Raw genomic sequence first — 12,095 nt, 5'->3', positions numbered from 1 at the left:
AAAATGCAAAGAGATTTTTGTTTAGGCAGCGAATGGTTGTACTATAAGATTTATACCGGAGTAAAAACTTCCGATGCTGTTTTACTAGAAAAACTAGAACCTGTTATCACCCATTTGCAACACAAAAAAATCATTACAAAATGGTTCTTTATTCGCTACAGAGATCCTGAAGAGCATCTCCGTATTCGTTTTTTAATAGAAAATCCGGCTCATTTATCCGTTGCCATACAAGCCTTCTACTCAGTTTTTAAGGAACTGATACAACAAAATGTGGTCTGGACCCTACAAGCAGATACTTATAAAAGAGAAATAGAACGATACGGCAAAACAACTATGATTACTTCAGAATGCCTCTTTTACAGAGACAGTGAAATGATACTGCAGTATATCCAAATTAAGCCCTTGTTTAAGCAACAGGAACTTCCTTTATTATTCAGTTTTTATGCGATTGATTCGTTTTTAAATTCTTTTCAATTATCAAATCAGGAAAAATTATTCTTGATGGATCACTTGCAAACAATTTTTAAACAGGAATTCGAAAGTGACAAAGAACAAAAAAAAGAGTTAGCAAAAAACTATCAGGTTCTATCTCCACAAATGCTTAAAATCTTGTCTTCTGAATCTAAAAACCATTTTGGCGCAATCCGAAAAATTGTGGATGCTAAAACCAAAAAAAGCAACAAAATAGCTTTAGAAATTAAGGCTAAAATCGAAATCCCTCTCGATCAATTTCTCTCGGCTCATATCCACATGATGCTTAACCGACAATACAATTCTAAACAAAGAACGTATGAACTGCTGATTTATGATCATTTGTTCCGATACTATAAAAATCAAAACTTTGTCATTTCTTCTCTTTGAGTTTAATACAGAACGCATCAATAAGATGCGTTCCCGATTCCTAATACAGTTCAAATTTTTTTCTAAAGCCCGTTTTACAAATTGTAAGACGGGCTTTTCTTTTGAACAAAAATGCCAGATCAAAAATCACAACAATTCACTGATTACCAAATACTTAAAACAGGTATTTCTACGCTAATTTCTTACAGCTATTGTTTCTAATTTTACTCGTCCAAACTCTATCCTACACGCTCCATTCTTTTTACACCCCTCTTTTACTTTATCGCAATACCATTTTATCTGCCACACAATCCAGATTACAAAGGAATAATGTGGAGTCCTGAACCCACTTTAAAAAACGGGGCGAGTACTGAAAAGCCATACGAGTAAGACCAATCAAAAAACTAATATTATGGAAACAAAAGACACAAACGAACAGGATGACATTGCTATAATCAATAATTCAGCTGTTGATTTTCAATTCAGAACACCGGCTGCAATACAGGATTTTCAAGGTGATCGTGCAAAACAGATAGCGTTGAATACTTTATGGAGTTCAAACCTGAATGATTTTACACAACAAGGTATGTTAAACAATCCCTGGAATGTGACAAATGCACCAAGTACAACCAATTATTACAATCCTATAGAAAACAATCCGCGAGGTAGAACATTTCCTATGGCATGGTCTGCCTTCCCCGGAAGATTGGCTTTTAATTTTCCAAATGTTCCACAATTTAAATTAAATGAAATCGCAGATACAGGTATAATGCCGTCACATATCAAAAACAATCCCTGCGGTATACCAACCGAAACTATTCCCTATTTTCCTTATGGACCGAGAGGCTGGCAGGATGAATATTGTGAATGGGCCGTTACAAGAAACGAACTGAACAAAATTATTCGAATTGACTTTACCTGCGAAAATCCGGAATACTGGAACAGTCTGTGGCTAATTGACCACAATAAAGTAGTGGAACTGTATCGATCAACACTGGGCAAACCCGAAATTACCCTTGCCGACTTAAGCTTAAGAGGTGCTGTAAATCCTATTACAGGAGGCCCGGTTTACAATCCGTTAAATAAATGGAACGTTGGTACTACATCTACCAGATCATCAGGTGGTGCCATGCATTTAACCAGTACCCCAAATACGTTACAGACCGAAATCGGATTGGCTACTGCCGCAACGGTACAACGCAATAATCCGGCTACAGGTGACACCAGGTGGCCACCAAGATCCTACAACGATTTATTATGTTTCGCACAATACGGACAAAAAAACCGTAACAGCGATCCTGCCATTGGAGGCAATGTAAATAATGTTGTTACTGGCCTACTTAGCAACAACATACCGCAAGTAGCAACCATTACGGATCCCCCGGGATTGTACATTCAAATGCCTAACTTTGGAAATTATGAAACTCCTGATCGCGATGAAGCCTCTAAATTTTGGAAAATTACGCGAGGATACAGAGATCTAAGAGATCAATTCGGCAATCGTTTACCGGGTAATTTTATACTTCATGCTGTATTTGAAATTACCGAGGCGGATCGAAAAAATTATACAATTAGTGATATAACCATAGGTAAGGAACCTATTTTATGGGGATCACAGGTGGCGGCTACTTTTCAAGTACAAATTGTTGCCAGCTCTTTTGACAGTCCTGTGGCACCCAGAGGCTATAATGCCGTAGGTACACCGGACGAGGCCAACACTTTTGCCCAGCCTTTACAACTTTTTCATCAGGACTATTTTTTGGCTATGTATGAATATAAAGTTCCTAATCCTGTTAATAATCCTATTCCGTTATTAAGTAACAGTACGTTTATTCCGCCAGCCATTTCTAACTCGGCAAACCGGGTACCCATGGTATTGATCTGTGACTCCTGTACTGCAAGACCCGGTAATCGTTCCACTTTTCCAAGAATAACTTTTACTGATGCTAACATTACAGCAGAGGTTACTTCTGTCATCGTCAACATCGACTATGCTGTACCCGGAAATAGTATGCCCGGCAGTTATACGGCTTTGTACATTTCCGTAAACGTAGGCGCAAATGCTGCGTCTGGATCACACGGCATTTTTGTTACCAATGTCGGTCAAAATCAAAGTAAGGCAATGCTCGCAATGCTTACAGTCACCCCGAGAAGAGTAGAAGCCAATGTGAAATGGCAAAATATGGGAGTGACAGTGATTCCGGGAACTCCGGTAAAAATTGCGTACCACAGCGGACTCTGGACATCAAATCCGGATGATAATAACGGGCAATTGTACGACGCTTCAGGAACTCCAAACTTTAGAGCCGCTCAAGACGGTTATACCCTGCCGGGACAAAATGATGGTTCTTTAATAGGACGAGTAGGCAGTACCCTATTTCCTGTTGGTATGGGAACTACTGTTCCCGATAATCTTCAGGGAGAATTGGAATTGTGCATTAATGATGATCTAAACGGCACTTACGGAGCCGGTTTTGTTGATAATATTGGCAGTATAGCGGTTAAAATTACTATTGGCTAATACACTAATTTACTATTATTAGGGAAAACTATTAAGCAGGAATCCAATTCCAATCTTGCTGTTTTCCCTTTTATTTTCTTTTAAACCCTGGAAACAATGAATATAAAAACGATACTTTCTAAAAAAATAGTATGGCTGGGAGTGGTAATAATCCCACTTGCCGCTATTAGCACAAAAGCAGAACTTGGAAACTCCGACTCCTCTTATACCGCTATTATCCCAACCAAGACCAATACCTGCAATTGTTATGCTACCGATTCAACAAGCTATATTCTCCCTATAACCTTTCATAATATAGTACCCGGCGATTTATTCACTTTTAATCATCAGATCTTAGCTGATTGCTTTGCATGGCAGCAATTTATTTCTTTGAACTGGCCTACAAATCCGTCTTCTGATTTTGGTACACCACATGATTATTCTTTTGTGCAATGGGAAACTTATATGCACAGAGAAGTAATGTTTAAAGATGACGGTTCAAGACCACCTGCATGGGGAACTATGGTATCTGACGAATACAGCCGCATGTTCAAAACACAAAAACTTCTTTTCAATAAAACAGATACAAAACTGTTGACATTTGTCAATAAAATTGAAGAAAACGGTGCCGCAATCACTTTCACCCCCGATCAGGCATCACCTGTTGGCAAGCCAAGCTGGCTGGGAGCACAAAACTTCACTAATTTGTGGTATGAAATTATGCTAAACAAAGACTACTATGACTTTATTGTAGAGAAAGGATTTTACAATGCCAAAGTACAACATGACACTATAAAACGGAATCTACCCATTAATTTTCCGCAAGGGGAATACAACGGAATCGTTGGTGCCATCGAATTAAAAGCAGCATGGATGGAAGTAGTGAAGCCGGAATTATCGAAATGGAAAAGATATAAATTATCTAAAGCCATTGTATTAGATCCGATTACAAGAAGGCTAAGAAGGACAGTTGTGGCACTAGTGGGATTGCACATACTGCATAAAACACAAAATCAGCCTACATGGGTATGGGCTACGTTTGAGCACATAGACAATGTCCCTGACAGGGACAATTTAAATACCTCATCTGCTCCTCCAGACGGCTACAATTTTTACGATCCCAAATGTAAAGACCGCGAGGTCAAAATTCGTACTCCAAATGGGGATTCACTCGTAATTGTACCCTGTATTCCTAATACCCCTCCTCGTTATTATCTGAATCAGGCTGGTCCGGTACCTATACAAACCGTTCGCGTAAACAGTATTGATAAAAATAATGCCGCCCCTATTAATGCTCTGATGCAACGAAAAATAAAGAAATTTTATCCCAATTCGGTTTGGCAATATTATGAGTTAATTGATGTAATATGGTCGCAGAGTATTCAGCCTGATCCTACTGTTCCAATTCGGGTACCAAGAAATATAAATAGATCAACAATGCTTAGTGGTGCAGGTACGGTAATAGCCAATTCAACAATGGAAACCTATGTACAATCCACCAAAACGTGCTTCGACTGTCATATTTTCAGTACAATTGCTCCTTACTCAAGAGATACTATAAACAACTCTAAATTTGGAGATTTTAGCTTTGCGCTGACTTTTGCTAAATATCCTGCGGCAAAAAGTGATTACCTGAAAAAAATGAAGAAAAAAAAGTAATCAGACTGCCATTCCTGTCCGCTTTACGTTTATAAAATTACGCTATTGCAAACCATTAAATTTTATCAATCCCGACAAACTAAAAAATTTAGCAATATAAAGCGTACCGCAATTAATTTAAGGATTATCAAAAAAAAGTCTCACGCAGATTCAGCGGATTGAAATAAAAAAAATCTGCAGAATCTGCGTGAAAAAATATTTCGACTTAATGACATTGATGTAAAGCGGCAGGATAACTTCAATGTCGAAGGACATTCTTCATTTAACCCCATCTTCATTTTAAATATGTAACTTTACTATACTAACGTGTCATATTTAAAATACATAACAATATTACAATCAAGTAATTACATTTTTTTCAAAATAGTTATTTCCGCTCTGATAAAGTCATTTAAAAATAAAAAAACACTAACAAAGCCTCCGATAATTCTTTTAGGAGATACACGGGAATACAGGAGACATTAACGAAGTAAATCACTTATAATACCTATTTCAGAACTTAAATCATTAACAAAAACTAAATTTTAAAATTATGAAAAAAATAATTGTATTGTTAGTTGCCATAATGGTAAATGTTTCGGTTTCACAAGCTCAGACAGCAGAAGAAACACAAATAAAGAGTGAACTAAAAGCAGTAGATAAAAACGATCCAAATGCGAAAAAAGAAAAACAGGATCTAAGAAAAGAACTTCGCAAATTAGAAGGACAGGATGTAAGTAGTACTACCAGAGATCAGTTTAAATCCGATTTTGGAAATGCTACCGCTGCAAAATGGAAACGCTCCGATTATTATGATGAAGCCAGCTTCACAAAAGACGGAGCCGCTAGTACTGCTTTTTATGACGCAAACTCAAAACTGGTAGGAACCATGACCGCTAAAAACATTACAGATTTACCGGCAAAAGCATTAAAAATAATAAACGATAAATACAAAGAGTATACTAAAAAGCAAGTGTCTTTTTATAATGATAATGAAAGCAATGACTCTAATCTATTGTGGTATGATAAGAAGTTTGCGGATACTGATAACTACTTTGTTGAGGTTTCTAAAGACGGAAAAAATTCGGTGCTTCAAATAACGGCAAAAGGAGAAGTAAGCTTTTTTTCAGATATGAAATAGTGTGAAATTTTCAATAGCAATACTAAATTATTCAAGTTGCCAATTCTCTTATCTCCAAAATGAAACAAGTTATTAGGATTGTCAAAAAAAGTCTCACGCAGATTTTAGCGGATTGAAATATAAAAAATCCGCTGAATCTCCAAAATCTGCGTGAAAAAATATCTTAACTTAATCACATTGAACTAAAGCTGGAGTCCATTCAAATAGTAACAGGTTAAAAAAGAATAATTAACCCGCAACTTGAATTAAATGTAAAATGACTTACAAAAAGCAGCAAAAGAAAGACGTCTTGAGAGTCGTCTTTCTTTTTTTCAAAACGTCAGATTATATATAGCGATTAATAATATTCTCAAAAAGTTCTTGTTTTCCGCTTTGCAATTCGATTGGATCATTTTCTTTTGCAATGTGATATAAATCGGTAAAATTTAATTTGCCTTCTTCAAACTCTTTTCCTTTCCCCGAATCAAAAGAATTGTACCGTTGCTTTCTTAAACTATCATATGGGGATGACGTTATAATTTTATCCGCAGTCAATAAAGCTCTTGCGAAAGTATCTACACCTCCAATATGAGCTAAGAAAATATCTTCCATATCGGTGGAATTCCTTCTTATTTTAGCATCAAAATTCACTCCGCCACCCTGAAGACCACCTGCTTTTAGAAAAACCAACATCGCTTCTGTGACCTCTTGTATATTATTTGGAAACTGAGCGGTATCCCAGCCGTTTTGGTAATCACCTCTGTTGGCATCAATACTTCCTAACATTCCGGATTGAGCCGCCACTTCAAGTTCATGTTGAAACGTATGCTGCGCCAGTGTGGCATGGTTGACCTCAATGTTTATTTTGAAATCTTTCTCCAAACCATATTGACGTAAAAAACCAATTGTAGTAGCACAATCAAAATCATATTGGTGTTTCAAAGGCTCCATAGGCTTAGGTTCCAGCAAAAAATTTCCTTTAAAACCTTGCGCTCTTGCATAATCCCGTGCTTGAATCAGAAATTGTCCCATATGATCCAATTCGCGTTTCATATCGGTGTTCAGTAAAGACATATAGCCTTCTCTTCCACCCCAAAAAGCATAATTTTCCCCACCTAAAGCAATAGTAGCATCTATAGCTAATTTTACCTGTGCGGCAGCTCTGGCCACTATCTTAAAATCAGGATTGGTTGCGGCTCCATTCATATAACGGGCATTCGAAAAACAATTTGCTGTCCCCCAAAGCACCTTAATTTCCGATCCTGCTTTTTTTTCGTTCAAGTACGAAGTCATCGTTGCCAACCGCACTTCAGATTGTCCCAGATTTTCTCCCTCCTGAACCAGGTCAAAGTCATGAAAACAAAAATAATCAAACCCCATTTTACTTATAAATTCAAATGCTGCATCGGCTCTGATTTTTGCCGCTCTGATCGGCTCTCTTGCTTCATTCCACGCAAAATGATGAGTGCCTTGTCCAAATAAGTCCGACCCGTTTCCGCCAAAGCTATGCCAATACGAAATCGCGAATTTAAAATGCTCCCGCATCGTTTTCCCCGCAACAATTTGCTCCGGATTGTAATATCTGAAAGCTAGCGGATTATCAGAATCCTTTCCTTCATACTTAATCTGGCCAATTCCTTTGTAATGTTCTTTGTCCCCTAAAACTATCATAATTCCTTTTTTATAATTGTTTTTTTTTCTTCGTGTAACAACCAAAGATATACTTTACGTGACCATCTGAGAAATGAAAAATTGTTTCAAAAATTTACTTTTAGGCTAATTTTGTTAGATTTATTTGATACTAAAATCCGATGTATAAAAACTACCGAAAATTGAAAAAAAGAGTACAACTAAACTTTCAAATTAAAGCTGAAAATCCTGAAAATTCGATGAGGTTAGTCCGGTAAATTAAATCTTGTGAAAACTTTCAAAGCTCGTAACTTATTATTTTTCAAGACATGGGAATTATGTAATTCTTTCAACGACAAAATAATTCCAAAATTATTACATTTAATGAAACCCAATTCTAATCTTAAAAAATGACATTTATGAAAAGACATTTTCTAAAAAACAGGCCTGTTTTCTTGTGTTTTTCCGTTGTATTGATCGCGCTTTTGCAAGTATCCTGCAACAATGACAAATCAAATACAACCGACGAAAAAGAAGAAGAAGCAACAGCAACCTTGCCACCTGTAGAAACGAATCCGGCAAACTCCAAATACAACCCAGCCTTTAAAGGACAAACCAGAATTGGAGGTGTAAAAACCAAAACAGAATACACCGTTAAAGTTTTTGCAACAGGTTTAACCAACCCATGGGGAATGGAAAACTTACCTGACGGAAGAATTTTGGTCACGCAAAAAAATGGTACTATGCGAATTGTAACTCAGGCAGGAACAGTGGGCGGAACTATTACCGGAATTCCAGTCGTAAACAGTAGCGGACAAGGTGGTTTACTGGACGTTGCTGTAGATCCTGACTTCGCTACTAACAGAATGGTTTATTGGAGTTTTTCGCAAACCGGAACGAATGGTACGGCAACTGCAGTAGCAAAAGGAAAACTTTCTACTGACGAAACAAAAATTGAAAATGCAGTAGTAATCTACAAAGCTATTCCGGAATTTAACAGTACCCTTCATTATGGTTCGCGTCTTGCGTGGGACAAACAAGGCAATCTTTTTGTGAGTACCGGAGAACGTTCCGATATACAGTCGAGACCATTGGCTCAGAAATTAGATGCGGCTCTTGGAAAAATAGTTCGCATTGCCAAAAACGGAGCGGCTGCAACCGGAAATCCTTTTATTGGACAAACAGGTGTATTACCGGAGATTTATTCTTACGGACACCGGAATGTTCAGGGATTAGCCATTCATCCGGTTACGGGAGAGCTGTGGGAGGCTGAATTAGGTCCGCTAGGAGGTGACGAAATCAATAAAATCACAGCAAGCAAAAACTATGGTTGGCCAACAATCAGTTATGGACTTGAATATAGTGGTAGCCCTATTGGTCAAGGAATTACAACCAAAAGTGGTTTGGAACAGCCGGTTTATTATTGGGATCCTGTAATTTCGCCAAGTGGGATTACTTTTTACTCCGGGAATCAGATTGGTGAATGGGCGAATAATTTATTTGTTGCCGCATTAAGTGGTCAGCATGTCGTGAGATTAGTACTTAAAGACAATGTTGTGGTCGGCGAAGAACGTTTACTTACGACCTACAAAAGCCGATTCAGAGATGTTTTAGAAGGAAAAGACGGGGCTTTATATGCCGTTACAGATGGTTCTAATGCATCGATCTACAAAATCGGAAAATAAAGGACTGTTTATTTAGTAATCCAATAACTAAATTTTTATACTAAATTTTGACTATTACAATGAACTGAAAATCCAAACCATACGATTTTCAGTTTTTTTATTTGGATATATGTATTCAACTACGTAGTTTTGTACTTATATTTAATACTTATAAAAATGCAGATCAAACCTATCCAAAATGAATACGAAAGAGAAATCATAAATTTGATTTTAAACATTCAACAAAACGAATTTAATGTCGCCATTACTTTAGAAGATCAGCCGGATTTATTAAACATTAAGAATTTTTATTACGAATCAGGCGGTTGTTTTCTTGGTGCTTTTATTGACGAAAAACTAGTGGGCACCATTGCCTTGGTAAAATTTAATGAAGAAAATGCTGCCGTCAGAAAAATGTTTGTTTTAAAAGAATACAGAGGTAAAGAATACAATATTGCCCAGCAGTTATTAGAACAACTAATCACATACAGCAAGGAAAACGGATTAAGTAACTTATATTTGGGAACTGTTTCTATTTTACAGGCCGCCTTGCGATTTTATGAAAGAAATAATTTTATTGCAATAGAAAAAGAAGCACTCCCGCATGATTTTCCATTAATGCAAGCCGACAATGTATTCCGTCAGCTACAACTAAATCAAATAAAATGAATATAATAGACGAAATAGGTGTTTTAGCCTTATCAACCAGACTACAACGACTGAGCGAACAGCTGCGAAAGGATGGTGCTTTGGTTTACAAATCATTTGATATTGATTTTGAGCCCAAATGGTTTCCTGTCATTTATACTTTACATATAAAAGAAATGTTAAGCGTAGTAGAAATTGCAAACGAAATTGGCTACACCCATCCGTCGACTATAAGTTTATTGAAAGAATTGGAAAAGCTAAAAATTATCAGCTCTAAAAAAGACAAACTCGATGAAAGGAAACGATTAATTGTACTTACCACCAAAGGCAAAGAGCTTGTCGTAAAAATGCAACCTGTCTGGAATCTTATTCGAAATGTACTAACAGAGATTTCAGATAACCAGAATAATCTCCTGAAAGCCATTGAGGAAGCGGAACAAAAACTGACCAGTCAGAGTTTCTTCCAAAGGGCATCAGCATTAAAGGGTTAAGCGTATTCTTTTCCTGTTATTTTTTTTCTATGATTATGTCCCCACTTTGCCAAAGAATCTATAACTTCTTTTAAGGTGTGGCCATAATCCGTTAGTTTATATTCGACGGTGATTGGTTTCGTATCAAGAACCGTGCGGGTTACTAATTGATTTTCTTCCAGATTTTTTAATTCCCTGCTTAACATCTTACCCGAAATTCCTTCTACTTCTCTAAGTAAATCTGTGAATCGTAAAGTATTAAAACATAAGGATGCAATAATCGAAATTTTCCATCTTCCGTTCAGAATATACATGGCATCGTGCACTGCCATAATATGTTGATTGCATTTTTTCAGATCGTGTTCGGGCTCTTTTATCATGAAATGTCAGTTAGTTACCTCAATGTTACGGTTACTTTTGGTAATCGAATGACAAAAATACATTTAAAGTTTTTACATTTGAATACAATTTAAATTTAACATCAAGAATATGGACTTAATAAAAGCACTCGAGTGGCGTTATGCTACTAAAAAAATGAACGGACAAGTTGTCCCACAAGAAAAAATCGATTACATCCTGGAAGCGGCAAAATTAGCTCCATCCTCATCCGGGATACAACCGTACCAGATTTTTGTAATTTCTAATAAAGAAGTAAAAGAAAAACTAAGAGCAGTAGCTTTCGATCAAAGCCAGATTACAGACGCTTCTCATGTATTGGTTTTCGCAGCTTGGGACGGTTATTCATTAGAAAAAATCTCAACAGTATTCGACAGAACACTTGCCGAAAGAGGATTGCCTGCCAATACTATGGACGATTACAAAAATTCACTTTGGGGAATGTATGAGCCACTTGGTCAGGAATGGCATGCCAATCACGCTGCAAGACAAGCTTATATTTCTTTCGGTATAGCACTTGCTGCTGCTGCAGAACAAGAAGTAGACGCAACACCAATGGAAGGTTTTGTTCCTGCAGAAGTTGATAAACTCTTAGGTCTGAATGAACTTGGTCTTAAAAGTGCCGTAATACTAACGCTTGGTTACAGAGATGAAGCGAATGACTGGTTGGTTAATATGAAAAAAGTGAGAACTCCTAAAAGCGAGTTTATAACGGAAATCAAATAAGAAAGATAATATCCGTATTTAAGAGACTATTTCGCAAGTGAAATAGTCTCTTTTTTTATTTGTACTAACGAGATATCTCTTAAAATTCCAATTTTTTAAATCCCAAATTCCAAAGTGTGGATCGATAAACGAAACGGGGTATTTTACCATGTGATATTCTATACATTTTGTCACCCTGAGTGGAGTTAGCCTTGACTTTAATTATATAACTAAAACCCAAATCTGACAGGTTTTTGAAACCTGTCAGATTTAAATTCGGAGAAACGGAGAAACTTTATGAAGTAAATTCTATAAACTGAGCGTGCTTCACCACAAACTATGTCATTTCGACGTAAGGAGAAATCACACAAGGTGGCTCCGTTTCTATTTTCCCCAATTTTGTCATACTGAGGAACGAAGTATCTTCACAAGTAATTCCGTAAAGTGAAGCTCAGCGCTATCGATTCAGCAAACGTAGATCCTTC

10 protein-coding genes are annotated in these 12,095 nt (G+C 36.9%); 8 read left to right on the top strand and 2 right to left on the bottom strand.

Annotation, left to right across the window (positions count from 1 at the left end; genetic code table 11):
• The first annotated feature begins 3 nt into the window (after positions 1-3).
• The 4 genes from ACHRV5_RS18825 (at position 4) to ACHRV5_RS18810 (ending at position 6,119) form a co-directional block, all read left to right on the top strand.
• Positions 4-861 (top strand): thiopeptide-type bacteriocin biosynthesis protein, encoded by an 858-nt coding sequence (locus tag ACHRV5_RS18825; protein WP_395427788.1) that lies wholly within the window; start codon positions 4-6, stop codon positions 859-861.
• A gap of 391 nt (positions 862-1,252) precedes the next feature.
• Positions 1,253-3,361: a hypothetical protein gene (locus ACHRV5_RS18820; RefSeq protein ID WP_395427787.1), complete on the top strand. Its 2,109-nt coding sequence runs from the start codon at positions 1,253-1,255 to the stop codon at positions 3,359-3,361.
• A gap of 96 nt (positions 3,362-3,457) precedes the next feature.
• Positions 3,458-4,999, top strand: coding sequence for a hypothetical protein (locus ACHRV5_RS18815; protein WP_395427786.1), 1,542 nt, complete (start codon positions 3,458-3,460; stop codon positions 4,997-4,999).
• 532 nt (positions 5,000-5,531) lie between these two features.
• Positions 5,532-6,119 carry a hypothetical protein gene (locus ACHRV5_RS18810; protein WP_047778678.1) on the top strand — a complete coding sequence of 196 codons (588 nt, stop codon included), beginning with the start codon at positions 5,532-5,534 and terminating at the stop codon, positions 6,117-6,119.
• A 324-nt stretch (positions 6,120-6,443) separates the two neighbouring features.
• Here the strand turns inward: ACHRV5_RS18810 and xylA are convergent, their stop codons facing one another.
• Complete coding sequence (xylA, locus tag ACHRV5_RS18805; RefSeq protein ID WP_047778744.1) at positions 6,444-7,769, bottom strand: xylose isomerase; 1,326 nt, start codon at positions 7,767-7,769, stop codon at positions 6,444-6,446.
• A 377-nt stretch (positions 7,770-8,146) separates the two neighbouring features.
• Here xylA and ACHRV5_RS18800 point away from each other — a divergent pair, with 377 nt between their 5' ends.
• The 3 genes from ACHRV5_RS18800 (at position 8,147) to ACHRV5_RS18790 (ending at position 10,530) form a co-directional block, all read left to right on the top strand.
• Complete coding sequence (locus tag ACHRV5_RS18800; protein ID WP_395427785.1) at positions 8,147-9,412, top strand: PQQ-dependent sugar dehydrogenase; 1,266 nt, start codon at positions 8,147-8,149, stop codon at positions 9,410-9,412.
• 156 nt (positions 9,413-9,568) lie between these two features.
• Positions 9,569-10,060, top strand: a complete 492-nt coding sequence (locus tag ACHRV5_RS18795) for a GNAT family N-acetyltransferase (RefSeq protein ID WP_205625367.1) — start codon at positions 9,569-9,571, stop codon at positions 10,058-10,060.
• Positions 10,057-10,530, top strand: a complete 474-nt coding sequence (locus ACHRV5_RS18790; protein ID WP_395427784.1) for a MarR family winged helix-turn-helix transcriptional regulator — start codon at positions 10,057-10,059, stop codon at positions 10,528-10,530. The genes ACHRV5_RS18795 and ACHRV5_RS18790 overlap by 4 nt, the downstream gene beginning before the upstream one ends.
• Here the strand turns inward: ACHRV5_RS18790 and ACHRV5_RS18785 are convergent.
• The gene (locus tag ACHRV5_RS18785; RefSeq protein ID WP_047778676.1) at positions 10,527-10,889 is read right to left on the bottom strand and encodes a helix-turn-helix domain-containing protein; all 363 of its coding nucleotides are present in this window, start codon (positions 10,887-10,889) and stop codon (positions 10,527-10,529) included. The genes ACHRV5_RS18790 and ACHRV5_RS18785 overlap by 4 nt on opposite strands.
• 109 nt (positions 10,890-10,998) lie before the next feature.
• Between ACHRV5_RS18785 and ACHRV5_RS18780 the strand changes: the two genes are divergently transcribed.
• Positions 10,999-11,631: an NAD(P)H-dependent oxidoreductase gene (locus ACHRV5_RS18780; RefSeq protein ID WP_047778675.1), complete on the top strand. Its 633-nt coding sequence runs from the start codon at positions 10,999-11,001 to the stop codon at positions 11,629-11,631.
• The last annotated feature ends 464 nt before the right edge of the window (positions 11,632-12,095 follow it).

The organism is Flavobacterium sp. FlaQc-52 (assembly GCF_044007495.1).
Lineage (GTDB): Bacteria > Bacteroidota > Bacteroidia > Flavobacteriales > Flavobacteriaceae > Flavobacterium > Flavobacterium cupriresistens.
Note: the sequence above shows the minus strand (reverse complement) of the source record. Positions and strands in the feature narration are given on the sequence as shown.

Coding starts and splice junctions, on each gene's coding strand:
- ACHRV5_RS18825 (WP_395427788.1), top strand. CDS start 4: ATGCAAAGAGATTTTTGTTTAGGCAGCGAATGGTTGTACTATAAGATT.
- ACHRV5_RS18820 (WP_395427787.1), top strand. CDS start 1,253: ATGGAAACAAAAGACACAAACGAACAGGATGACATTGCTATAATCAAT.
- ACHRV5_RS18815 (WP_395427786.1), top strand. CDS start 3,458: ATGAATATAAAAACGATACTTTCTAAAAAAATAGTATGGCTGGGAGTG.
- ACHRV5_RS18810 (WP_047778678.1), top strand. CDS start 5,532: ATGAAAAAAATAATTGTATTGTTAGTTGCCATAATGGTAAATGTTTCG.
- xylA (WP_047778744.1), bottom strand. CDS start 7,769: ATGATAGTTTTAGGGGACAAAGAACATTACAAAGGAATTGGCCAGATT.
- ACHRV5_RS18800 (WP_395427785.1), top strand. CDS start 8,147: ATGAAAAGACATTTTCTAAAAAACAGGCCTGTTTTCTTGTGTTTTTCC.
- ACHRV5_RS18795 (WP_205625367.1), top strand. CDS start 9,569: ATGCAGATCAAACCTATCCAAAATGAATACGAAAGAGAAATCATAAAT.
- ACHRV5_RS18790 (WP_395427784.1), top strand. CDS start 10,057: ATGAATATAATAGACGAAATAGGTGTTTTAGCCTTATCAACCAGACTA.
- ACHRV5_RS18785 (WP_047778676.1), bottom strand. CDS start 10,889: ATGATAAAAGAGCCCGAACACGATCTGAAAAAATGCAATCAACATATT.
- ACHRV5_RS18780 (WP_047778675.1), top strand. CDS start 10,999: ATGGACTTAATAAAAGCACTCGAGTGGCGTTATGCTACTAAAAAAATG.